This is a genomic window from Acetivibrio sp. MSJd-27 (assembly GCF_018918095.1).
Classification (GTDB): Bacteria; Bacillota; Clostridia; order UMGS1840; family HGM11507; genus HGM11507.
In genome coordinates, this window is the sequence record NZ_JAHLPV010000008.1 from 54,421 (window position 1) to 78,260 (window position 23,840).

The 23,840-nt window shown below is 45.3% G+C and carries 21 protein-coding genes and 1 tRNA gene; 17 read left to right on the plus strand and 5 right to left on the minus strand.

Annotated elements, in window-relative coordinates; translation table 11 throughout:
• Window positions 1–7: 7 nt before the first annotated feature.
• The 9 genes from KQI32_RS04650 to KQI32_RS04690 all read left to right on the plus strand — a co-directional run bounded on the left by KQI32_RS04650 (window position 8) and on the right by KQI32_RS04690 (window position 8,134).
• Entirely contained in the window at window positions 8–997 is a 990-nt protein-coding gene (locus KQI32_RS04650) for an ATP-binding protein (protein WP_177690346.1), read from the plus strand.
• A gap of 100 nt (window positions 998–1,097) precedes the next feature.
• Window positions 1,098–3,992, plus strand: coding sequence for an S-layer homology domain-containing protein (locus KQI32_RS04655; protein ID WP_177690348.1), 2,895 nt, complete (start codon window positions 1,098–1,100; stop codon window positions 3,990–3,992).
• A gap of 168 nt (window positions 3,993–4,160) precedes the next feature.
• A complete protein-coding gene (locus tag KQI32_RS04660) occupies window positions 4,161–4,787 on the plus strand; it encodes a regulatory protein RecX (RefSeq protein ID WP_177690350.1) in 627 nt (208 codons plus the stop codon).
• Complete coding sequence (gene rimO / locus KQI32_RS04665; RefSeq protein ID WP_177690352.1) at window positions 4,787–6,127, plus strand: 30S ribosomal protein S12 methylthiotransferase RimO; 1,341 nt, start codon at window positions 4,787–4,789, stop codon at window positions 6,125–6,127. The genes KQI32_RS04660 and rimO overlap by 1 nt, the downstream gene beginning before the upstream one ends.
• Window positions 6,111–6,659, plus strand: a complete 549-nt coding sequence (pgsA, locus tag KQI32_RS04670; protein WP_177690354.1) for a CDP-diacylglycerol--glycerol-3-phosphate 3-phosphatidyltransferase — start codon at window positions 6,111–6,113, stop codon at window positions 6,657–6,659. Before rimO ends, pgsA begins: the two co-directional genes overlap by 17 nt.
• Window positions 6,660–6,761: 102 nt before the next feature.
• Window positions 6,762–7,454 carry a YoaK family protein gene (locus KQI32_RS04675; RefSeq protein ID WP_177690356.1) on the plus strand — a complete coding sequence of 231 codons (693 nt, stop codon included), beginning with the start codon at window positions 6,762–6,764 and terminating at the stop codon, window positions 7,452–7,454.
• 176 nt (window positions 7,455–7,630) lie between these two features.
• Window positions 7,631–7,716 (plus strand) — tRNA-Leu (locus KQI32_RS04680).
• Window positions 7,687–7,908: a hypothetical protein gene (locus KQI32_RS04685; RefSeq protein ID WP_216424169.1), complete on the plus strand. Its 222-nt coding sequence runs from the start codon at window positions 7,687–7,689 to the stop codon at window positions 7,906–7,908. Before KQI32_RS04680 ends, KQI32_RS04685 begins: the two co-directional genes overlap by 30 nt.
• A complete protein-coding gene (locus KQI32_RS04690; RefSeq protein WP_216424170.1) occupies window positions 7,886–8,134 on the plus strand; it encodes a DUF6061 family protein in 249 nt (82 codons plus the stop codon). The genes KQI32_RS04685 and KQI32_RS04690 overlap by 23 nt, the downstream gene beginning before the upstream one ends.
• A 255-nt stretch (window positions 8,135–8,389) precedes the next feature.
• On the opposite strand, the gene KQI32_RS04695 is transcribed toward KQI32_RS04690, so the two are convergent.
• The 3 genes from KQI32_RS04695 to KQI32_RS04705 form a co-directional block, all read right to left on the minus strand.
• A complete protein-coding gene (locus KQI32_RS04695) occupies window positions 8,390–8,662 on the minus strand; it encodes a hypothetical protein (RefSeq protein ID WP_216424171.1) in 273 nt (90 codons plus the stop codon).
• A gap of 147 nt (window positions 8,663–8,809) precedes the next feature.
• Window positions 8,810–8,986 (minus strand): hypothetical protein, encoded by a 177-nt coding sequence (locus tag KQI32_RS04700; RefSeq protein WP_216424172.1) that lies wholly within the window; start codon window positions 8,984–8,986, stop codon window positions 8,810–8,812.
• Between the two features lie 284 nt (window positions 8,987–9,270).
• A complete protein-coding gene (locus tag KQI32_RS04705; RefSeq protein WP_177691650.1) occupies window positions 9,271–9,456 on the minus strand; it encodes a hypothetical protein in 186 nt (61 codons plus the stop codon).
• Between the two features lie 182 nt (window positions 9,457–9,638).
• Between KQI32_RS04705 and KQI32_RS04710 the strand changes: the two genes are divergently transcribed.
• The 5 genes from KQI32_RS04710 (at window position 9,639) to KQI32_RS04730 (ending at window position 15,271) form a co-directional block, all read left to right on the plus strand.
• Window positions 9,639–10,838, plus strand: a complete 1,200-nt coding sequence (locus KQI32_RS04710; protein ID WP_177691651.1) for an aspartate aminotransferase family protein — start codon at window positions 9,639–9,641, stop codon at window positions 10,836–10,838.
• Between the two features lie 4 nt (window positions 10,839–10,842).
• Window positions 10,843–11,769, plus strand: a complete 927-nt coding sequence (gene argF, locus KQI32_RS04715; RefSeq protein WP_177691652.1) for an ornithine carbamoyltransferase — start codon at window positions 10,843–10,845, stop codon at window positions 11,767–11,769.
• 13 nt (window positions 11,770–11,782) lie between these two features.
• Window positions 11,783–12,316: a GNAT family N-acetyltransferase gene (locus KQI32_RS04720; protein WP_253291066.1), complete on the plus strand. Its 534-nt coding sequence runs from the start codon at window positions 11,783–11,785 to the stop codon at window positions 12,314–12,316.
• 410 nt (window positions 12,317–12,726) lie between these two features.
• Window positions 12,727–13,962: a serine hydroxymethyltransferase gene (glyA, locus tag KQI32_RS04725; RefSeq protein ID WP_216424173.1), complete on the plus strand. Its 1,236-nt coding sequence runs from the start codon at window positions 12,727–12,729 to the stop codon at window positions 13,960–13,962.
• Between the two features lie 58 nt (window positions 13,963–14,020).
• On the plus strand, window positions 14,021–15,271 hold the full coding sequence (locus tag KQI32_RS04730) for a replication-associated recombination protein A (protein WP_177691655.1): 1,251 nt from the start codon (window positions 14,021–14,023) through the stop codon (window positions 15,269–15,271).
• A gap of 481 nt (window positions 15,272–15,752) precedes the next feature.
• Here KQI32_RS04730 and KQI32_RS04735 read toward each other — a convergent pair whose 3' ends face one another.
• Entirely contained in the window at window positions 15,753–16,352 is a 600-nt protein-coding gene (locus KQI32_RS04735) for a hypothetical protein (RefSeq protein WP_177691656.1), read from the minus strand.
• Between the two features lie 452 nt (window positions 16,353–16,804).
• Here KQI32_RS04735 and KQI32_RS04740 point away from each other — a divergent pair, with 452 nt between their 5' ends.
• Window positions 16,805–19,072, plus strand: a complete 2,268-nt coding sequence (locus KQI32_RS04740; protein ID WP_177691657.1) for a PBP1A family penicillin-binding protein — start codon at window positions 16,805–16,807, stop codon at window positions 19,070–19,072.
• Window positions 19,073–19,231: 159 nt separating this feature from the next.
• Here KQI32_RS04740 and KQI32_RS04745 read toward each other — a convergent pair whose 3' ends face one another.
• The gene (locus tag KQI32_RS04745; RefSeq protein WP_177691658.1) at window positions 19,232–20,518 is read right to left on the minus strand and encodes a glycoside hydrolase family 18 protein; all 1,287 of its coding nucleotides are present in this window, start codon (window positions 20,516–20,518) and stop codon (window positions 19,232–19,234) included.
• Window positions 20,519–20,698: 180 nt separating this feature from the next.
• On the opposite strand from KQI32_RS04745, the gene KQI32_RS13565 reads away from it, so the two are divergent.
• Window positions 20,699–23,299, plus strand: a complete 2,601-nt coding sequence (locus tag KQI32_RS13565) for a copper amine oxidase N-terminal domain-containing protein (protein WP_216424174.1) — start codon at window positions 20,699–20,701, stop codon at window positions 23,297–23,299.
• A gap of 52 nt (window positions 23,300–23,351) precedes the next feature.
• Window positions 23,352–23,840 (plus strand): VanZ family protein, encoded by a 489-nt coding sequence (locus tag KQI32_RS04755; protein WP_177691660.1) that lies wholly within the window; start codon window positions 23,352–23,354, stop codon window positions 23,838–23,840.

The following is a 23,840-nucleotide window of genomic DNA, read 5'->3' on the forward strand; positions in this document are numbered from 1 at the left end:
GGCAGAGATGGGATACAGTAAGGATATTTACCGCCTGGCCTATGAGCAGCTGGAACAGAAAAGAGAGCGCAACAAACAGGAACTGGAGCGGCGGAAACAAGAGATAGAACAAAAGATTCCCGAGTACAGGACGGCAAGACTTCAGCTTTTTTCTCTGATTGAAGAAGGGGTGAGAATGGTATCGGAAAAGAGAGGACACCTCACCGGAACAGAAATCAAAGAGATGGCGAATAGCCTTGAATGCAAAAAAAGAGACTTGCTTGTCCAAAATGGATATCCAGCTAACTATCTGGATGATATTTATGATTGCAGTGTGTGCCGTGATACCGGCTTTGTCATGGATAGAATGTGTACCTGTCTAGATAAAATTTTGCGGGATACCGCCTACAATCAAAGCAGTATTAAGTATATTCTGGATGTGCAGGACATATCGGATTTCCGTCTGGACTATTATGACAGCTATGAAAAGAACGGCTATCCAAGTTCCCGCAGCAACATGGAGCGCATCTTGGCGGTCTCCAAACAATTTATTGAATGTTTTGATCAGCCTGCGGAAAAGAGTTTGCTTTTTTCTGGAAGCACAGGGCTTGGCAAGACGTTTCTCTCCAGCTGTGTTGCACGGGAGATTCTGGGACGGGAGCACAGTGTGTTCTATCAGACGGCTGCAAAAATTATTGATATCATAGAGGATTATAAATTTTACCGTAAGGAAGCCAAATACGATATTGAAAACGCTATGGAGAACATCTATCAGTCCGATTTACTGATTATCGATGATTTGGGCACAGAAGCCAGAACAACATACAGTATCTCTGCTATTTTTGAAATTGTGAATACCCGGCTTTTGAACCATAAAAAGATGATTATCAATTCCAATTTAGGGCTCAGAGACATGGAACAGATTTATACGACCCGCCTTACTTCCAGATTTATCGGCTCTTTTCATCTCTGTGAATTCTATGGCGAGGATATCCGCTTGTTAAAAGCGCTGAAATAAAGAGGGAATTTCTAGTAAAAACTGTTTGGACTATTGATTTTATAAGCGTTGTGTGTTAAGATAACTATGTGGTTGTGTAAAAACAAAGGAGGAAAAATACATGAAAATTTTCAAAAAGCTTACAGTACTTACACTGGCAATTGCAATGCTGTTTTCCATGAACGTGTTTGCGCTGCAATTCCCTGATGTGGCAGCTGATGATAAGAATCAGGAATCCATTGATGTGTTATCATCCCTGGGAATTATCAAAGGCTATGACGACGGTCAGTTTAAGCCGGACAAGACGGTAACCAGAGCGGAAATCACTTCCCTGATTGTCAGAATGTTGGGGTTAAGCTCTATCAATAGCTCTGTTGTGGACTCGCCTTATATCGATGTCCCGGGAGATCACTGGGCTATCTCCGATATTAAAACCGCTACAAATCTGGGGATTATCAAAGGGCACGGAGACGGCAATTTCGGACCTGAAGATGATGTTACTTATGAACAGGCTGTAAAAATGGCCGTTGCAATGCTGGGGTATGAACCTTTGGCAGTCAGCAAAGGCGGATGGCCGAATGGTTACATGCAGCAGGCAAGAGATCTGAACATGCTGAAAAACAGTGAGATGGCGCAGGAATCTCCGGCACCTAGAAAAATCATTGCTCAGATTCTCTACAATTCTCTGGAGATCGATCTGATGGAAAAGACCACGGTTTCCGGATCGGATGAACCTCTCTATGAGATCAAAAAAGGAAAAAACGTTTTAAATTATTATCTGAAAATGACCAAACATGAAGGCGTTGTCATTGCAAACAGCATCAGCCGCTTGGATGGAACCGAGAGCGCCCTTTTGGACGATGAGATTGAAATTTCCACAAAATCTTCCGGAAATGTGAAGATTCAGGTTGACAAGCTGACTGGCATTAAGGATATGCTGGGTATCAACGTCTATGCATATACCAAACAGGATGATACAAAGACACATAATGTGCTTTGCCATTATATGACAAAGTCCAAAATTAAGACAACTGAAATTTCCACTTCCGATGTGACCATCACTGGTTTCACATCTTCTGCAATCACCTATGAAAAGGAAAATGATTCCAAAGAGTATAAAATCACGCTTGCTTCCAATCCGATTATGATTTATAACGGCAAGTATATCAATTTCAACTATGCACTTAACAATGATCTTGCAATTCCGACCATCGGTAAAATAACAGTAACGGATTCCGGTGATGGAAACAGCCTGATCAATGTGCAGAGTTACCAGAACTATGTCGTAAAGAATACCGACTCCAGCACCAATGAGATTTTTACTCAGCTTCCGGTTGGACCAGATAAGGTCAGCACTCTGAAAGTTCCGCTAGATGAGGAATTTGATTGGGATGTTAAAATTCTGAAGGACAATGCAAACGCGTCTTTCAGCGCAATCAAGGCAAACAGTGTCCTGACGGTTCTGCAGAGCGATGAATCACAGGTGGGCAAAAAGATCATGACAATCTACTTGACCGATACCAAAAAGACAGGAAAGATTTCTCAGGAAGACGGCGATAATCTGTATATTGACGGAAAAGCATATAAAGTCTCTCCCTCCCTGAAAGGTACCGATATTGCGGATAAAATCAAATATGACGCTTCCGGTACGTTCTATCTGGACTATTTTGGAAATATCGCATACGCAGACTTTAACGCGGCTACCGCTTCCGACCGTTACGGGTATATCACCAGCTGCGGTGTGATCAATGACACTGCCGGTGAGATTGAAGCGGGTGCAAAAATTTATGACTACACGACCAAGACACATAAAAAGCTGACCTTTAACACCCGTGTAAAAGTTGACGGAAAATCTTATTCCGATCACAATGAGATTCTTACCTATCTGGAAGATGTTGCTTCCACTTTGGTCAACAAGGATGAAAGCGATAATTCCACTTATTCACAGCCTGTTAAATTTGTTCTGAACGCCAATAACAAAGTTACGGAAATTGATACTGTCAAAAAAGGTGAGAATGAGACGAGTAACTTTGTTCCGGATCCGAGCTATAGTTTTGGCAGTGCCACATACAATTCTACCAATAAATACTTTAAACAGGGTACGAAAACCGTTGCGAAAATAGACAGCAAGACCATTGTGTTCTCTGTACCTACTGACAGAACACAGGAAAGTGAATACGGAATCAAGACATACAGCTATTTCAAAAACAATACTCCTTATAACTTTGAAGTGTTCGAGGTAGATGAAAACGGTATCGCAAAGGTATTGGTGCTATATGCATCTAACTTTGACGCGAAGGTTCATTACGATTCTTCTGCAATTGTTGTCACAGAAGTTGGCAAGACAGTTACCGATCCGATAAGCGGCGAGCCAAAGAGCCAGATTACTGGTTTTGATATCCGTCACGGCGGAACCGTTACAAAACTGGTTGACAGTGCTGATTATATCAGCGGAATTGCAGTCGGTGACGTTATCAGCTTTGGTGTAGACAATCAGGGGCTGATCAACGATCAGGTATTTAAGTATGTAGACATCGACGATGCAGTGGCAAACACCTATCCGGAGGACATGACCGGTACTAGTGCACAGGCAGACAAAGATAACTATCCGTTAAGAAAAGTGCTGATGGGTGAAGATTTGACTTCTCCTTATCTAAACAATACAAGTATTGTTAGTTTGGGTGGTTCGAAACATTCTTATATTTTCGGTACACCTGTAAGTAAAGTGGTCAGCGATGATGGAGATATGAGCCTAACTATGACCTACAAAAAACCGGGCGAAGATGGCTTTGATGCGGAAGAAAATCAGAAAACTTTCTCTATCAAGAGTAACACCAGAGTTGCAGTTTATGATTCATCCTTGAGTGGTGATAATAAATTGACTATTGTAAACAGTTCAGATATCGCTTCTAAGATGTCCGGTTTGCAGACATATTCCGATAATCCTACAGGATATAATAAGATTTTCGTGTATGTCTATGACGATGCAATTCGTGCACTGTATATTATAAAATAATTTTAATACGATTTTGGAGGCAGGGTGCTGAAAGGTGCCTTGTCTCTTTTTTTATGTTGCACAATAAACATTGCAAATAGTGAGGGAAACTGATATAATAAATAAGATGGAAATCAGGTGGCAAAGAGACTGGAAATCGGTAGGAGCTCTTCCCGGAGGTAGCACAGTATGAGGATTACAGATATTCAGCTGCAGAAAAATCAAAAGAATAGAGTAAACGTATGGATTGATGGTTCTTTTGCTTTTGGCATGTTTGAAAAGGATGCAGCTGCGCTGAAACTACAGGTAGATCAAGAATTAAGTGAAGCCCAGCTGAGTGAGATCAAACAGAATATTGTGCTGAGAAATGCGAAAGAGACGGCGCTTCAGTTACTGTCACGGCGGGATTTTACCAAGCAAATGATGCTGGAAAAGCTAAAACAGAAACAGATCCCGGAAGATATAGCCGAACAGGTGATTATCTTTTTAAAAGAATACCATTATTTAGATGATGAGGTTTATGCAAAGAGATATGTAAAATATTATAGCGAAACAAGAGGAAAGCACCGATTGAGGCAGGAGCTTCTGCAGAAAGGTATTGACAGTGAAATAATTGACAGAGCTTTGAAAGAAGTGAGTCAGGAGGAAGCTTTATACCGTATAGCGGAAAAAAAGATAATGACACTTCCGCCAAATTACGGGAAAAAGGATCTCCAACGTCTGAAAAATTATTTTCTGCGGCGCGGCTTTTCCTATGATGAGATAAATGCCTGTTTCAGCAGGCTGACAGACGAGAAAGAATGGAGTAACGATTGATGATAAAAGTTTTTGTAGTATCTTTGGGTTGCTCAAAGAACCACTGTGATCTGGAAAACATGATGGCAATCTTGAAAGAAAACGGATACGAGATCACCCTGAATGATAGAGAAGCGGATATTGCCATTGTCAATACTTGCGGCTTTATACAATCCGCAAAGGAAGAAGCGATTGAGAATATTTTGAACTGTGCGGAGCTGAAAGAAACAGGAAGCCTGAAAGCTTTAATCGTCAGCGGATGTCTGGCGCAGCGTTATAAGGAAGAACTGCTGAGAGAATTCCCGGAGATCGATGCTGTGGTGGGTGTTTTTGATTTTGATGAAATCCATTCTATCGTAAAAGAATCATTGGAAGGAAAAAGGAGAACTTATGTACAAAAGAGTTCTTTGCATTCTTTTGATCGGATGGAGCGAATTCAGACAACTCCCTTTTATACTGCCTACCTAAAAATAGCGGAGGGTTGCGATAACTGCTGCGCTTACTGTGCCATTCCGAAGATTCGCGGCAGATTCCGGAGCCGTTCTATGGAATCATTGACGAGGGAAGCACAAAAGCTGGTAGACAGCGGTGTCCGTGAACTGATACTGGTGGCTCAGGATACAACTCGGTACGGGATGGATCTCTATGGAAGCCCCAAACTGAAAGAGCTTCTTGAAACGCTCAGCCAAATTGAGGATTTGGACTGGATACGTATTCACTACATGTATCCGGAGATGATAACGGAGGATCTTCTTTCCTATATCAAAGAGAATCCAAAGGTTTTAAATTATTTTGATATTCCGATTCAGCATATCAATGACAGAATTTTAAAGCGGATGAACCGCCGCAGCAATCGGGGACAGATAGAAAGTCTCATGCTCCGGATCCGACAAACCATACCAGACGCATGCATTCGAACGACGGTTATCGTCGGCTTTCCCACCGAGACGCAGCAGGAGGCGGACGAACTGGAGCAATTTATCCGCCAAATAAAATTTGACCGATTAGGCTGTTTTCCTTTTTCCCGTGAAGAGGATACCAAAGCCTATGATATGGAAGGACAGCTTCCGGAAAAAGTGAAACAGGCACGCTATAAGCAGATTATGGCGGCACAGCAGGATGTGATGTTTGAAAACAACAGCAGGGAGCCTGGGAAAATTTACGATGTGCTGGTGGAAGGGTATGACAGCAATCAGAATGTCTATTTCGGAAGAAGCTACAAGGACAGTGTGGATATTGACGGTTATGTGATTTTTCCATCTGAGAGAGAGATTGAATTCGGCGATATCGTCAGAGTTCGTATTTCGGAGGCGCAGGATTATGATTTGATAGGAGTGTTAACAGATGAATTTACCGAATAAAATTACCGTTCTGCGGATTTTACTGGTACCTGTTGTTTTATTTTTTGTGTATCATATCGAGAGCAGTTTGGGGTTTAATATCACTGCAATTGTCCTGTTTCTGGCAGTGTCACTGACAGATACGCTGGATGGTCACATTGCACGCTCCCGGAATCTTGTCACTGATTTTGGAAAGTTTTTGGATCCCCTTGCGGATAAGATTTTGGTGATCTCCACAATGGTTGTGCTGATCGATTTGGGTTATCTGAGTTCGATAGCGGTTATCATTGTGATTATCCGTGAGTTTGTGGTTACTTCCCTTCGGCTGGTTGCCTCTTCAAGCAATCTGGTGATTGCCGCTTCTATGTGGGGAAAGGCGAAAACGGTGACACAGATGGTGGTCATCATCCTATTAATGCTGACACCCATGCTCCAGAATATATCCTGTTCTGGGGTTATAGCACAAATCTGTACTTGGTGTATGGTTCTTATCACGCTCTATTCCGGCATTGATTATTTGGTAAAAAATAAGCATGTGCTGAAAGAAAAATAACGATAGGAAAGGGAGAACAGCATTCAAGCGGCAGGCGCAATTTTGTACTGAAAATGTTTTTTGTTTGCGCGGTGTTTTTTGAAAGAGAGGAAATTTTAAAAAATGGAAAACCGGCATCTTCTGCATGAGAGGATGGAAATTGGTATTTTGCTGGCTTTGGCTGGCGGATTTTTAGATGCCTATACCTACATTACCTGTGGGGGTGTTTTTGCAAATGCCCAGACAGGTAATATTGTGTTGATGGGGATTAGCGCGGCAAAGGGAGATTTTGCGAAAGCGGCATATTATTTTATACCGGTGGCCGCATTCTTTTTTGGTGTTTTGCTTACAGAGTACTTCCGTGAACGGTTTGACACAAAGCTTCACAGGGAGCAAAGAATGGTTCTCCTGATTGAAATGCTTCTTTTATTTGCCATTGCATGGCTGCCCGGTTGGATTCCTGTTCTTCCGATTAATGTGACCATATCCTTTATTTGCTCCCTTCAAGTAAACAGTTTTCGCAAAGTGGCTGGGGTACCTTATGCATCTACCATGTGTACTGGAAATCTCCGTTATATTGCAGAACATTTTTATCGGTATGCGGTTGGAAAAGACCAAAGTGCAGGAAAAAAGAGTCTACGGTATTTTCTGATTGTGTTCTCATTTTGTGCCGGGGCGGGAGGAGGCACATTTTTGATTTCCCTTTGGGGGCGGAAAGCGGGTTTTGTCTGCTGCGGTATCTTTTTAGCTGTGTTGGCGCGAATGTATTTTGGCCTTGCAGTCGAAAGAAAAGACATAAAATCCAATACAAAATAGCTTGACAATTATTTAAAAACATGTATAATGGTTTTATAACAAGATTGAAAGATTTTTACGCAGCAAAAATCTTACAAGTGTTTCAAACGCGCAATGCGGCAAATGTATTTTCGTGGAATGATTGAATGATACGTTCAAACCATTTATGGAACGATGTTGCTGTTTTTAGTGTTCATGCGGATGTGGCGGAATTGGCAGACGCGCCAGATTTAGGTTCTGGTGGGCGATCCCCGTGCAGGTTCAAGTCCTGTCATCCGCACCAAACCAATATAATCCGAACCAAATCTTCTTAATCGGAGATGGGTTCGGATTATTTGTTTTCTTCGAGAAATTCGAGGATACGCATTTCAGAAACGGCGTGGTAAAGCGTCCCGAATCCAAGCCCAGAGGGCCGAGAAAACCAAAACTGGCAAAGGATAAGGAGGACAATTATGAAAACCATCAAAAGCTGTGAATTCAACATGGACACTGGCTGTGTAGAACTGCGGTTTCAGGACGGCAGCATGATCTCCATCGACTGCACTGCCGTGGAAAACGAAGTGGCGGATAATCCTTATGAGCGGTCGGAGCTGGACTACCTCATCTACAACGACCCGCTGGCTTATGCAGACCTCATTCTGAACGGCGACGTCGAGGCGTATCTGAACGCCGTCACGGAGTATAAGCCCTACGAAAACTGAACAAATGCACAAAAGGGGATGGCGGTCTTCCATCCCCTTTTGCCATGCTGTTTTAGGAGTATATATCCCTTGGATTTGTCTTATATCTATCCATTATAACACACGTTTTAAATCCTGGCGAGTATGTCCTGTTCTTTTTTCCTGTCTTTCCCATAAAAATATGCACCTCCAAAAGTGTCTAACTTTTGGGGTGCATATCAATTTATGTTTTGCTACGCTGTCCCGAATTTTTCGTATAGAAAAAAATTGCGATGCTCAAATGATTTTCAGATATTGCAGAAGCTGGATGCTGTCCGTTATTCCCTTTTCATACAGCCAGCGCTGGAACCGGTTTTCTGCGAGCCGGCGTTCTTCCATCCAATCCTGAACGTCCTGCCATTGCTCTTCCAGCAGGCTGTCCCGCAGAAAAATGTCGGTCTCCTCAAAATACCGCCGCTCGTTTTCTGCCGCCGGACTGCTTTGATACTCCTCGCAGGCTTTCTGCATCATGTTTTCTACAAATTCGTTTAATTCTTCTTTTACGTACATTTTGATACTCCTTTTCTTTGATTTATGGGTTTTCGCACAAACTGCTTGAAAGAAGGGAGTACATATGGTAAAATATTTATGTATCTCTGCTTCGGCAGCAGGTGCGTGGGGGAGGAGCAGAATACTTTGTGATGGTTACTGCTTCTCCTATTTTTTGTCCTTCAGCCCTTTGATTGCGGTGCGCACACCGTCGGCACGGCTGACATCAGCACGTATGCAATAGTCGTCCAGTATGGATGCCTCCTCCGCGTCAATACGAACGGTCAGCTTCACCGACTTCGGGTTTTCTGAAAAAGGGCGGCCGGGTTTTCTTTTGTCCGACAAGACAACACCTCCTTTTGTTGTCGACAATAATATTATAGTTTATGCCGACAAGAATGTCAATAAAAACGGAAAAAGAATTTTGAAAAATTTTTTAAACTTTTAAAGTAAAAAATATATGAAAAACAAGCGCTTATTTTCAAAAGATAAGCGCTTGTTTGAATGAGAAAGCGATTCTTTTCTGTCCTCGCCTCCCAGGCGGCAGTTTCCACTTCCTTTTTTCGGTGGCGGTACAATTCGTCACCGAAACACTTTGCTCCTTAGGAAAGGTAAAGCTGTAAAGAACGTCATGAACGGTTTTTTCGTTTTTTTGCTTTTTTATCCACTTCAATCGGGGAACGCCACGCCTGATAATCATTCTCATTGTTCTGCTCTGTGGACAAGGTGTCCAATATCTGTTTTCCATCTGATGCAAAGGTGTCCGCTATATTGGTTTCACAGTTTAAAAAGTGCTGTTTTCTGAATTCTTTCATTTTTTTCGCTCCCTTCCGTTTCTTATTCTGGCAGGATCCTGTTTTCCTATTCCTGTTTTCTCTGTATAAGTTGCACAAAAAGAAAAAAGGGGATTGAATTTTTATACATATTGATTTATAATTATGAATATACATATTGAAAGTAATTCATGAAAACATGCGATAATAAAGGAATGAGTGAAATGAAACCATTGCAGGAAATCATGCATAATGATGAAACCTATTATATGAATACCTTTGGAAAGAGAAATCCGGTGGCCTTCACCCATGGGGAGGGAATGAAGCTCTTTGACACCGAGGGAAAGCCCTATCTGGATTTCTTTGCCGGGATTGCGGTCAATTCTTTGGGCTATCATCATCCCGCGCTGACCAAAACCATTCAGCAGCAGGCGGAAAAGGTGCTGCACACCTCCTCCGTTTTTTACATTGAACAGCAGGCCCGGCTGGCAAAGCTTCTGGTGACCAACTCCTGTGCGGACAGGGTGTTTTTCTGCAATTCCGGTGCGGAGGCCAATGAGGGGGCAATCAAGCTTGCCCGGAAATATTTCTGGAACAAAGGGGAGCAGCGTCCGGAATTCATCACGCTTCAGAGCTCCTTCCACGGGCGGACGCTGGCTACCGTGTCTGCAACCGGACAGGAAAAATATCAAAAGCCCTACGCCCCTCTGGTGGAGAAATTTATCCATGTTCCGATAAACGATATCGAGGCATTCCGCGCGCAGGCGAGTAAAAAAACAGCGGCTGTCATGCTGGAGCTCATTCAGGGGGAAAGCGGCGTTCACCCCATCGATTCCGCTTATCTGACAGAGATCCGGAACATCTGTGACGAGAAAGGCATTCTTCTGATTTTTGACGAGGTACAGACCGGCGTGGGAAGAACGGGAAAATTGTTTTGCTATGAAAATTATGGCGTGGAGCCAGATATCTTTACCCTTGCAAAAGGGCTGGGCGGCGGCGTTCCCGTCGGCGCGCTTCTGGCAAAGGAGCCGTTTTGTGCCTTTGAGCCGGGGGACCATGGCACCACCTTCGGCGGGAATCCGCTCTCCTGTGCCTGCGGTATCTGTGTCATACAAGAGTTGCTGGAAAACGGATTGATTGAAAATGCCGAAAAGACAGGGAGCTATTTTCAGTCGGCTCTGAAGAACATTTCATCTCCCTTGATTGCAGAGGTTCGCGGCATGGGGCTGATGATCGGCGTTGAGATGACAGCGGGGATCGGAAAGACGGTTCAGAAGCTGCTGCAGGAAAAAGGGATTCTGGCCGGCGCAGTCGGCGACAAAATTTTGAGATTGGTTCCGCCGCTGATCATCACCGAAAAAGAAGTGGATATTTTTGTAACGAATCTGACAGCCGTGCTGGCAGAGGTTGAAAAAGGAGCGTAAATAGATGAAACATTTAATCACATTGAAGGATATCACAACGGATGAATTTCATGACATACTGAAGCTGACGGAAAAGCTGAAATATGAAAATAAAAACGGGATCACCCATCATTTGCTGAAAGGAAAAACATTGGGAATGATCTTTGCCAAATCCTCCACCCGTACCCGGATTTCCTTTGAAGTCGGAATGTACCAGCTGGGGGGTCACGCTCTGTTTCTGAATACCAATGACATTCAGCTGGGGCGGGGAGAAAGCATCTATGACACGGCAAATGTACTTTCCCGCTTTATTGACGGTATCATGATCCGCACCTTTGATCAGAAGGATGTGGAGGATCTGGCCAAATACGGACAGATTCCCGTCATCAACGGGTTGACGGATCTGACCCATCCCTGCCAGGCGCTGACCGACATGTTTACCATCTATGAGGAAAAGGGAAAGCTGGAAGGGCTGAAGTTGTGCTATGTAGGCGACGGCAACAATATGACCCATTCTCTTCTGTTTGCCTGCGCTCATGCGGGTATGGATATGAGTGTGGCGACGCCAAAGGGCTTTGAATGCGATCCGCAGATTGTGGAGGACGCCCTTGCGATGGCGAAAAAATCCGGCTCCAAGCTGGTGTTTACCAACGATCCGCAGGAGGCGGCTGCCGGTGCGGACGCGGTTTATACCGATACCTGGGTCAGCATGGGCCAGGAGAGGGAGAAAGCGGAGAAGGTCAAGAAGTTTGATGGCTTCCAGGTAAACAAAGAACTGATGGCGCATGCCGCGCCCGACGCGATTTTCCTGCACTGTCTGCCCGCTTACCGGGGATATGAAGTGTCGGCGGATGTGATTGACTCCCCATGCTCCAAGGTGTTTGACGAGGCGGAAAACCGTCTGCACACCCAGAAGGCAGTTATGGCAATGCTGATGGGACAGCAAAATTAAGGGGGACAGCAGGATGGCAGAGGAGAAGAAACAGATGGGGGAAAAGCTTTACGGGTTCAGCGTCAAGCTGGCAACCGAGAGCGAGATCCCGCAGATTGCCGAGATCACCAGGGACGCTTTTGTCCGCTATGAAAAGCAGGCGCGCATTCCCCACGAGGTGGAGGCTTTAAACGAGACCTATGACGACATCCGCAAGGATTTGGAGGAGAAGTATGTATTCGTGGCGTTTATCAACGGGGAACCGGTGGGGAGCGTCCGCATTAAAATCAATGAGGACGGCACGGCCTATCTCTCCCGTTTCGGCGTGCGTTCCAACAACCAGAATAACGGGATCGGGAAGACTTTGATGAACGTGGTGGATAAAGTGATGCAGGAGCACCAGGTAAAGCAGCTGCGGCTGCATACGGCGGCAAGCTATATTCCCCTGGTACGCTTCTATTACGGCAGGGGCTTTTATATTGATTCCACCGAGAAGGACAGGGGATATATCCGCGCGCTTCTCATCAAGGATTATGAGTCCGAAGTGGTTCAGCAATATTACATATAACCTCGCTGTATGTCTTCCGTTTCTAAAACGGCAGGAACCTTATTGAAAGATCAGGAGGCGGATATCATCTTGCGCTTCGCTCGGTTGAAACGCTATTAAGGTAACTTTTTCCGCGCAAAAGCTTTCAATGAAATCTTGTTATAAATATACATATAACAAAAGAAAGATGTCCCCGTCTCTTAGGCGGGGCATTCCACTTCATTTTTCTGCGGCGGTGCAATCCATAAAAACGTTGTATTCCGGGGCAACGCCCCTTATTGAACAGATGATCGGGGCAGTACCGTACGGGACTGCCCTTTTGAACGGAACTTAAAAATTTTGTCAGCAAACAGTGAAATATTCCTTGTAAAACCGAGAAAAATCTTATATAATATAGATAAATAAAATATTATAATGGGGTGTTATATTTCATGAGCTTTACGGACAAGATAGAAAAAATCGATCCCGAGATTGCAGAGGCAATCAACAAGGAGCTGGCCAGACAGCGCAATAACATTGAGCTGATTGCATCGGAGAACATTGTTTCCGAGGCGGTTATGCAGGCGGTGGGTTCGCCTTTGACCAACAAGTATGCAGAGGGTTACTCCGGAAAACGGTACTATGGCGGATGCGAATGTGTGGACATCGCTGAAGATCTGGCGATTGAGCGGGCGAAAAAACTGTTCGGCGCGGAGTTTGTCAATGTGCAACCTCACTCCGGCGCGCAGGCCAATACGGCGGTTTATTTTGCAATGCTGAACCCGGGCGACACCATCCTGGGAATGAGCCTGGCGCACGGCGGCCATCTGACGCACGGAAGCCCGGTTAATATCAGCGGAAAATATTTTAATATTGTTCCTTACGGTTTGGATGACAGCGGCCGGATCGATTATGAAGAAGTCAGAAGGCTTGCACTGGAACACAAGCCGAAAATGATTGTCTGCGGCGCAAGCGCTTATCCGAGAAAGATTGAATTTGATAAATTTGCAGAGATTGCAAAGGAAGTCGGCGCGTATCTGATGTGCGATATCGCGCACATCGCCGGACTGGTTGTGGCAGGGCTTCACCAGAATCCGGTTCCCTATGCGGATTTCGTGACCACCACCACCCACAAAACCTTAAGAGGTCCCAGAGGTGGTATGATTATGTGCAAAGAGGAGTACGGTAAAGCAATCAACAAAGCGGTATTCCCGGGCATGCAGGGCGGTCCTCTGATGCACACCATTGCCGGCAAGGCGGTCTGCTTCAAAGAGGCTCTTTCCGATGAATTCAAAGCCTATCAGACACAGGTTGTCAAAAACGCGGCTGCGCTGGCTGACGCTTTGATGGCGGAAGGCTTCCATCTGGTTTCCGGTGGAACGGATAACCATCTGATGCTGGTTGACCTGCAAAATATGAACATCACCGGAAAAGAGATGGAAAAACGTCTGGACGAGGTGGCCATCACCGTCAATAAAAACGCGGTTCCCAACGATCCGCAGAGCCCGTTTGTCACAAGCGGTATCCGCATCGGAACGCCGGCTTGTACCTCCAGAGGCTTTGTGGAGGAGGATATGAAAACCATTGCGAGGCTGATCAAGCTGACCGTCACCGAGTTTGAAACGAAAAAGGACGAGATCAAAAAAGAAGTGGAAGCGCTGACAGCGAAATATCCTCTTTACGAGTAGAAAAAGAAAAATGCCCCTGCTTCCGGCAGGGGCATTTTGACAGAGGAGAGATGAAAATATGAAACCGCTTGCGGACAGGATACGGCCTCAGACCATTGACGAGGTATACGGACAAAAGCATTTGCTGGGAGAGGGCAAGGTGCTTCGCAATATCATTGAATCCAAAAATGTGCCGAATATGATTTTTTATGGTCCTTCCGGAACGGGAAAGACGACGGTGGCCAGTATTATTGCCAAGAACACCAACAAGAAGCTGTACAAGCTCAACGCAACAAACGCTTCGGTGGCGGACATCAAGGATATTATCGGCGATCTGGGCGGTTTTGACACTCAAAACGGCGTACTGTTATATCTGGACGAGATCCAGAATTTCAATAAAAAACAGCAGCAGTCCCTGCTGCAGTTCATCGAGGACGGAAGTATCACTCTGATTGCCAGTACCACCGAAAACCCCTATTTCTATGTGTTTAATGCGATCCTGTCCCGTTCCATTGTCTTTGAATTTCGTCCCCTGGATGAAACCGAGATCAGGGAAGCATTGGTGCGGGCAGAGGTTTTGCTGAAAGAGGATTTTCCAAAGCTGTCTTTTCAGGAGGAAGCACTGGATTTTATTGCGGCAACCTCCAACGGGGACGTGCGCAGCGCGCTGAATGTGCTGGAACTTCTGGCCATGTCCTTCGGAGAGAAGAAGATTCAGGTAGAGGATGTAGAGAACGCGATTTTTCGCAAATCCTTAAAGTATGATAAATTCGGCGACAACCATTATGATATTCTCAGCGCATTTCAGAAATCAATCCGCGGCAGTGATGTGGACGCGTCCCTGCACTATCTGGCAAGGCTTTTGGAAAGCGGGGATATCAAGTCCCCGATCCGGCGGCTTTTGGTGATTGCCAGCGAGGATGTGGGGATGGCTTATCCCCAAGCGGCCTCCATCGTAAAGGCCTGCGTGGATTCGGCCTTGATGCTGGGGCTGCCGGAGGCGCGCCTCCCGCTGGCACAGGCGGTTATCCTTCTAGCGACCGCACCCAAATCCAATTCCGGCATTCTCGCGATCGATGCGGCAATCGCGGATATTTCCGGCAGAGACTGCGGGGAGGTGCCGAATCATTTGAAGGATGCTCATTACAGCGGCGCCAAGGAGATGGACAGGGGAACCGCCTATCAGTATGCGCATAATTTTCCCAACAACTATGTGAAACAGCAGTATCTGCCGGATAAAATCAAAAATGCAGTGTATTATGAGCCGCAGGGAAACAAATTTGAAAGCAGTCTGAAAAAATATTGGGATGAGGTAAAAAAGAATAAATAGACAGGCAGGGACGCTCAGACTGACGAAAAACTCGGTCTACCGCAAGCAATCGCAGAGAAAAAATAGAAAGAAAAGAAAACGATTGCATGAATTCCATTCAATAAGGGCTTGTCCCGTCATTCAACGAAGACAAGGACGCTGCTTGGCAGTGCCGCAGTCAGCAGGAGATTGTACTCCCGCTGACTGCGGATATGTCCCCCGCCTTTTTTCGAGGCGGGGGACATCTTGCCCACAGTTATAAAAAAGTTTTTCCTTCCGAAAAACGCAGCCGCGCTTTGCACGCTGTTTTTTGAAACATGCAATTGCGCACGATTCCGCGCAATTTCCTATGCTATGAAAAATGCCAATGGTTCCTCAATGGAGCCATTGGCATTGCTTGCTTTTCACCAAAATCAACCCTACCGTACCGTCGTACGCCTACGGATTGATTTTGACGAAATATTCCTTCGTTTTTCACAATCTGCCCTATTTCGATTCGCTTTTAACTTGCGAAATCCTCCATGAATTCCAGAAGTTCCGTTTCGCCGTCTACATGGATGCCCTTGTTGAGTATCTCGATGGTTTCAAAGGGAAGCATATTGATATCAATGGACATTTCCTGTTTGATTTTTTGAGGATTGTTTTTGTAGGTGATGACCAGTTTTTCCCCGTCCAGCTTCATTACATAGTGTTCATCGCACACACCGCTGAGCTTTTTTTCCCCAATGGAAGTGCCTGGGGAAAAAGAAGTGATATGATATTCCGGGAAGGATTCTTTCACCTCATCTAAGGTTTTTCCGATAAATTCAGGAGGAACTTTTTCTACCTTTGACGCCGTATGGCCGCAGCTGTACACATAGGTCATGTTGAGCATAGAATTCTCTGTGAAGGTAACCTTCTGCACCGGCGGAGCAGACGCAGTGACGGTGGAATTGCCCGCGGCAGCGGCAGGAGATACCGTGTTGTTTTCCTGAAGCTGATTGGTTACAATTGTTTTGGTCAGCCAAACCGCGCTTAGTATGACAAGCGCAAGAATTACTGTTATGAGCACAGGCAGAAGAAAATTGTGCTTCTTTTTTCTGCTGGTTGCATAGATTGCCATATCCATTCACATCCTTTTTTGATCCGTTTGTTTATTCATATTCTTTACAATAATCTGCCAGTTTATTCGGCAAATTCCATAAAAAAAGCACATTTTACTTTCCTTTTTTAATTTTTATGGTATAATAAAGACACGCCGTGAGCGGAAGAAAATCTTCCGACGGCTGAGTCTTTATTGAATCGCAATACTACGGCGACATTCTGCCGCCTTCGTTGTTGCGGTATAGATAAAATCAAATTGAAAAGATAGAAATCTTTTCAATTGCTTGCAGAGCAAGATTCTGACAGCTATGTTATTACGGTATCACAATACATTGGAGGCATTTCGCCGCCTGCTTACTGCGGAGTATCTTTTCCATGCGAAAGAGCATCTATGGAAGCTGATCTATTTACCGCATGGCCTTTTGTGTCTGCGGTATCATCAGCAAGCTTACAGACTTGGAGGTTTCAACGATGGCAAAATCAAAAAAGTCGGGTTCAAGTAAATTATTCTTTCAGACAATGTGGCGTTTAATGTTGTGGGGAATCGCAGTCCTCTGCGGATTGATGATTTTATATATCACAGTTATTATCATTCAGGCGTCAATGGAAGATATTGAACTTGACGCTTCAAAAGCGCTCAATTTGTCCAGCCAGATTTATTATATTGACAGTAAAACGGGAAATCCAACGGAGCTGGAAAAGGTATATGGTACGGAAAACAGGGTTTGGGTTCCCTATACAGACATGCCGGAACACCTGAAATTGGCGGCGGTTGCTATTGAAGACGAGCGTTTCTTTAAACACGGCGGCGTTGATATTAAACGCTCTGCAGGCGCTGTGCTGGGATTTTTTTTCAACCGGGATTCCGGCTATGGAGGAAGCACGATCACACAGCAGTTGGTTAAGAATCTGACCGATGAGCGCGACCGGAGCGTTACAAGAAAGATTAAGGAAATGTGGAATGCAATGCGGCTGGAACGCAAGTACTCCAAAGAACAGATCCTGGAGATGTACTTAAACACCATTTATTTGTCGCAAGGATGCAATGGGGTTCAGTCTGCGGCCCATATGTACTTTAATAAGGATGTCAAAGATTTGACGATTGCAGAATCAGCTTCCATTGTCGGGATTACTCAGTATCCGACCCGCTATGATCCCTTTATCAATCCGGATAAGAATAAGGAGAAGCAGGAACTGGTTTTGGGCAAAATGAAGGACCTGGGCTTTATCACACCCGAGGAATATGATAAGGCAGTTGCGGAGAAGCTGAAGTTTGTAAAATCGAATATGAATACGGGAGCCAATTTTCAATCCTATTTTGTCGATCAGGTCATCAATGATGTAATCAAAGACTTTGCAAAAGAGAAGAAAATGTCCATCGACGAGGCTACTATTGCCCTGCATACGGGCGGGTATAAAATTTATGCCACCATCGATCCCTCTGTTCAGAAAGCGGTGGATGAAGTGTTCAGCAATACCGCCAATTTCCCGAAAAAGGAAATGCAGTCAGCGATTGTGGTGATGGATCCATATACCGGAGAAGTGAAAGGAATTTCGGGCGGAACGGGCAAAAAATCAGGCGATTTTGTCTTAAACCGTGCAACACAGTCCGTCCGGCAGCCGGGGTCAGCGATTAAACCTATCGCTGTCTATGCGCCGGCGATCGAAAACGGTCTTATCACTGCCGGCAGTATTTACGAGGATAAGAAAATTACGATTGGCAATTGGTCGCCGAAAAATCAGTACTCTGGATTCCGGGGACCGATGACCGTGCAGGAGGCTGTAAGAATTTCCTGTAATACGGTAGCGGTTCAGGTGCTTCAGGAATTGGGAGTCAATAAATCATTTAACTTTATGAAAAATAAGCTGGGTGTAACCAGTTTGGTAGAAAAAAGGGAACAGAATGGAAAAGTCTATACCGATTTGACGCTCCCATCTCTGGCGCTGGGCGGACTGACGGATGGAATTTCCCCCATGGAGATGACGGCGGCATATGCCGCAATCGCAAATAATGGATTATATATTCAGCCGCATACCTATACCAAAGTGGTTGACCGCAATGGAAAAACCGCTCTGGAAATGAAACCGGAAACCCATGTGGCGATGAGTGAAAAAACGGCCAAGCAGATGACAAGTATCCTGTATTCGGTTACCCAATCAGGCGGTACGGCAAGCACGGCACAGATCTCCAGAATGACGGTTGCCGGAAAAACAGGAACCACGGATGAGGATAAAGACAGATGGTTTGTGGGATACACTCCTTATTATGTCAGTGCGGTGTGGTGCGGCTATGATGACGCAAAACCGATCGGATCCCTTTCTACCAATCCTGCACTCGCCGCCTGGAAAAAAGTCTATACGAAAATTCATCAAGGCTTGCCTTCCAAATCTTTTGACGGAATTAATACCAGCTATGACGTATCGGTTTGCTCCGTGTCCGGGAAGCTTTATAATGAGGATGTCTGTAAGGATGAGGCAGGAAATCCGACGAAGAAGACCATGAGGGTGACCGCGGGTACCGCGCCCAAGGCATACTGCACGGCGGAAGATCACAAAAAGACGGAAGCAACGCCGGAACCCAGCGAGGCACCTGTAACCGAGGAACCGGGTGATATCGACAGTAATGAGAATTCCAAGCCAAATGAAACTAAGCCGGCGGCAACAACACCGCCTCCGGTCAACACCGGTAAGCCAACCAGTACGGCGAAGCCAACGCAATCGCAGAAGCCTGCAGCGTGATTCGAAGAAAAGCAGCCAATTACCTTTGGCTGCTTTTTGTGTTTTAGGAAAACAGATGTATTTTGTTATAGAGTATTTTGATACATCGTGCAAAAAAAGATAAGTCTTTTGTTTTCGCTTCTGCAGTTCAAAGTTTTAGGAATACGGCACTGGATGCTTCTATGAAATCAATTTCGTGATTTGAAACAGATTGCTTACCAGAAGCCAGTTTTGGACAAAGGGGCGCATCACATTCCAATATCCTGCACCCAGCAAGTCAAATTCGGAAATGAGATTCATCTTTGCAAGAATGCTCCGGACGTCCTCAAACCAGACGATGTGTTCCCGGCGGTTTGCATCCCAATATCTGAAATAGGGACTTTGAGCCGTCTCGTCAAATTGAATCTGTGCATTGTTTCGTGCGGCAATCTGGATAGCTTGCTGGTTGCCGATAGAAGTGGCGCGGGTCTCGCCGCGCATATAAGGCAAAACCCAGTCATATCCATAATTAGGAACTCCCATCAGAATTTTGGAAACGGGTATCTCAGTGACGGCATATTCCACGACCTCCCTTACCTTGTCGATTGGCGCTACTGCCATAGGCGGACCATAAGTATAACCCCATTCATAGGTCATGATAAGTACCGTGTCAGCGATTGCGCCGATTTTGGCATAATCGTGTGCTTCATAAAGCAGGCCTGCTTGTGCGGCGGAAGTTTTCGGCGCCAGATCCACATTGACCCGAAAGCCTTCCTGATTTAGCTGCCGGGTGACATTTCTGAGAAACTGCAGATAAGCCTCGCTGTCTTCCTGATTGACATATTCAAAATCCACATCCAGTCCATAATACCCTTTTTGTTTCATGGTCTGTATGATTTCCTGAATGACAGCGTTTTGCAATTCGATATTGCGGAACAGATTGCTGGCTCTCTCTCCGCTGAAGGTTCCTTCCTCTGTAATGGAAGACAACAGCATAATAGGAGCGACTTGATAGCGCCGAGCCATGTCAATCAAAGGCTGATCGTCTATTTTGATGAGTGTTCCGTCTGCTGACACCCCATATCCAAAGATCGTCAGCATGCTGAGATAGGGAAGTGTTTGACGCAGCACATCCATGTTGACATACGGGTACGCATAGCCGTTTAAAAGAATATTTCTGGTTTTTTCACTTTGGAAGGAGATGGTGAGCTTCTCTCCTGCATAGAGGCTTGGATTCAGGATAATAGACGGATTGTTTTGCAGTATTGTGGTGATATCTGTCCCATACTGGGAGGCAATACTGGTAAGGGTGTCGCCGGGGCGAACGGTATGTATTGTTTCCGGAAGCAGAATCAGCAGTGCCTGGCCGATTACCAGCCGGTTTGGATTTGACACCGCGTTGTCGGACAGGATTCTTTCAGGGGATACGCCGTAAGTTCTTGCAAGCTTCCATATCGTATCTCCCTGTTTTACTGTATGAATGATCATGATATTCATCCTTTCTAAATGGTTTCTGTTACAATATATTCAAAAAAAAGCGGCTGGTTCGCTATTTGTGAATTGTTACCGGTGCGTGACAATACGCGCACAATTATATGACATAAATTGATGTTTGACGGAATCTGTGATAAGATAAAGGAAAAATAGGGAAGATGGGAGGTCTTTTGGGTGAAGCGGTTTCAAAAAAGCTTTTTTCTGATTTTGATTTTCATGCTGTCTGTTGCTTGTCTGGCGGCAGCAGCAGAACCTATTCCAATCCAATTCCGCAAATCCGGGGGAGGTCAGTATATTTACTGCAATAATCCGGAGAACATAAATGAGTGGAACCTGTCTACGGATGAAAATCCCTATTGTACATATATGATGAAAAATGAGGATATGGGACCGGATCGATATTCTGTTTTTTTCTGCTTTTATAACTGCACAGAGTTTAATGTGGAGCCGGATATGGAACTTTTTTCAGAAAACGCCTCCATTACCATCCATTCTGTCGGTTATTATCTGCCCCAGGGCAAAGAGTACTTTGACTGCTTGGGCGCTTGGTCTGATTTCATGGGGATAAATATCCGTACGCTGAACGGCTGCAGGCAATACGTTCCGTACCAGATTCTGGAGAGTCAGTTTCCAAAAACGGTTCCATTGAACGGAACCAGCGACTGGATCAGCAGATATATTTATAACTATGACGTGGTAAAGCCGCGCACTACCTTCCTGATGCTAGTGGATTTCAGCATTGATGAGGGAAATGCGGATATTAACTTCACCGCTTTGAAACACTATGATGCGGTAGGGGATCGCACGCACCACAATCCCAATGCAGCTCCGGGAAATTATCATAAGGATACTTCGGTAAAGGGGATAGACAGCGAAACGCTGCCAATGGTAGAGTGTGATTTGAATGTTGTCGTCGATCCGCAAATGCAGGATGGGGACAGCGTGATGGTTCAGATATTCAACCAGTTTCATAACGAGGGAAACGTGGTTCCCCATTGGATGACCAATATCAATCCGGTGCGGGATTCCTATCTGTTCAGCAAGAATGTGGCCGCGGGTTCGGATATGCTGGAACTGAGCTATCGGGACGACACAAAACGCAGCTTTTACGGCAGGGATGTCCCGGAGGATTCAAAAGATAATATTTGGCGTTTTGATATCTATCACCATGACACAAAGGAATATCAGTCCGGCATGCCGTGGGCAGCGGAGAATCATATTCCCAATGCTGAGAACGGGAAGACTTTGGATTTGAACAATCTTCCCAACACGGAGTGGGAGTTTAATCTAGGCAATTTCGGCGTGACCAACCGCTACCATCTCGCTGTGACAAATACCGACGGCAGGGAAAGGGTGCTGAACTTTATGCTGGATACCCAGCTTGCTAGCAGTATTGTTATGGTGCGGGATGAGGAGGGCAATCTGCTGAATCCGTATACGCTGGAACGGGAAAACGCTTATGCTCTTTCCAAGGGAATTACGTTTTCCAAAAAAGAAGATTGTATCCTCAGCATTCCGGTTTTGCCGGGCCAGTCAAAAACATACATTGTGGATATTATTGAGCCGACAAACTGTTACGGCGGAATTCTCCACGCGCTGAAAGTTGACAGTTACCGTTATCTGAAAGATGAGCCAAAAACAGCTTTTCCGCAGTATACACAGCGCTATCCGCTGGATAACGTGTTTTATAACGGGCAGGAATTTATGAAGTGGACAGACGGGGATCTATACCGTTACACAGCGGATCGGAAATGGCAGAAGGTATTGCCTGCAGCCGGTTCCGAGAGCTTCTTAAAAGGGCTGGATGAAAATTATCAGCTTGTTAAGATACAGCAGGGAGAGGGGTATGCCGCCCGTTTTTCCGCCTGGGATGAATACGAAAAGGAATATATCTCCATCCGCAATGAACGCAGGCAGGTAGCCCTGTATGATGAATTTCTTGAATATACGGGAAAACGAGAATTCCCGGCATACATTGAAAAGCTTTCCTTTGCAGCTCCCTACCTTTATGTCCTGTCTGATCAAGTATATAGCACTGCGCAGACTGTGCAGGCACACAATTTGATATTCAGTCCCCTGGAAACGGTCATGCCTTTGTCGAACGGAAGGGCGGCGGTTTCCGAAAAACAGGACGGTATCTATTGTGCGCGGCCATATCAGTTTATGACGAAAGTAAGCTTTGAGGGGACACAGCCGAAAAACATAGAGGATGCCGGCGATCTGTTTTATTTTTTGAAATCCTGGAAAGGATCCTATGACGATCCGGCACAGAATATTGTATCAGTGTCTGCGGACGGGATCCATTGGGTTGATTATACTCTCCCCAACCAGTTTTATGAGCTGAAAAGGGTATTTCACTTTGACGGGAACGTATATGTGGACTGCAAATATGAGCAGTTTGTCTTCGCGGACAGCGGGATTGTCTTTGAACCGGTTCTGGTGAAGCTGAACGGGGAGATACTTTCCTTTCTGACACCTGCGGAAACCTTGAACGACAGGACGATGGTACCCATGCGCTATTTCTTTGAAAAATTGGGCGCGAAGGTTACTTGGATCAATGCGACACAGCAGGTATATGTGGAGCATGACGGACAGACTGTTTTGTTCCAGATTAACAGTGACACCGCCTACGTCAATGATGAACAGCGGAAGCTGGATGCACCTGCATATCTGAAAAACGACAAGACACTGATTCCAATCCGCTTTTTATCGGAGGCATTGGGATACCGCGTCGAGTGGTCGGAAGAGACAAAAACAGCCTCTATTACAGGGTAGCTGCTGCATCAAAATATTAGAAATCCATTATGAAAACAGCAACGGAGTGTTTATGAGAGTTTTTAAAATCATTTTAGGGACGCTGATCCTTTTGCTACTTATCGGTATTTTTCGATTTTCCGCCCAGCCGGCAACACAATCCAACCAATTAAGTACATCGGTGACGGAAGAGATCGTCAATAGCATGCCCGTAATACGGGATTATTCTGAGGAGCAAAAAACAGAACTTGTCCTCAATTGGAATCATATCATCCGCAAATATGCGCATTTCAGCCTTTACTGCCTTTTGGGCATTATCATAGCGGGTTTCAGCCTTTGTTTTCGAATATCCATGCACAAGAGATGGACCGCCACTCTAGTTTTTTGCCTTATCTATGCGGTCAGCGATGAGATCCATCAACTGTTTGTGCCGGGCAGAGGCTGTGAATTTCGGGATATGATAATCGACTTTTCCGGTTCTTTTCTGGGAAGTTTGGCGGTGTTTGGTATCGCTTTGATTATTTTGAAGGTGCGAAACAGAAGGGAGCGTACAGCGCTTTGA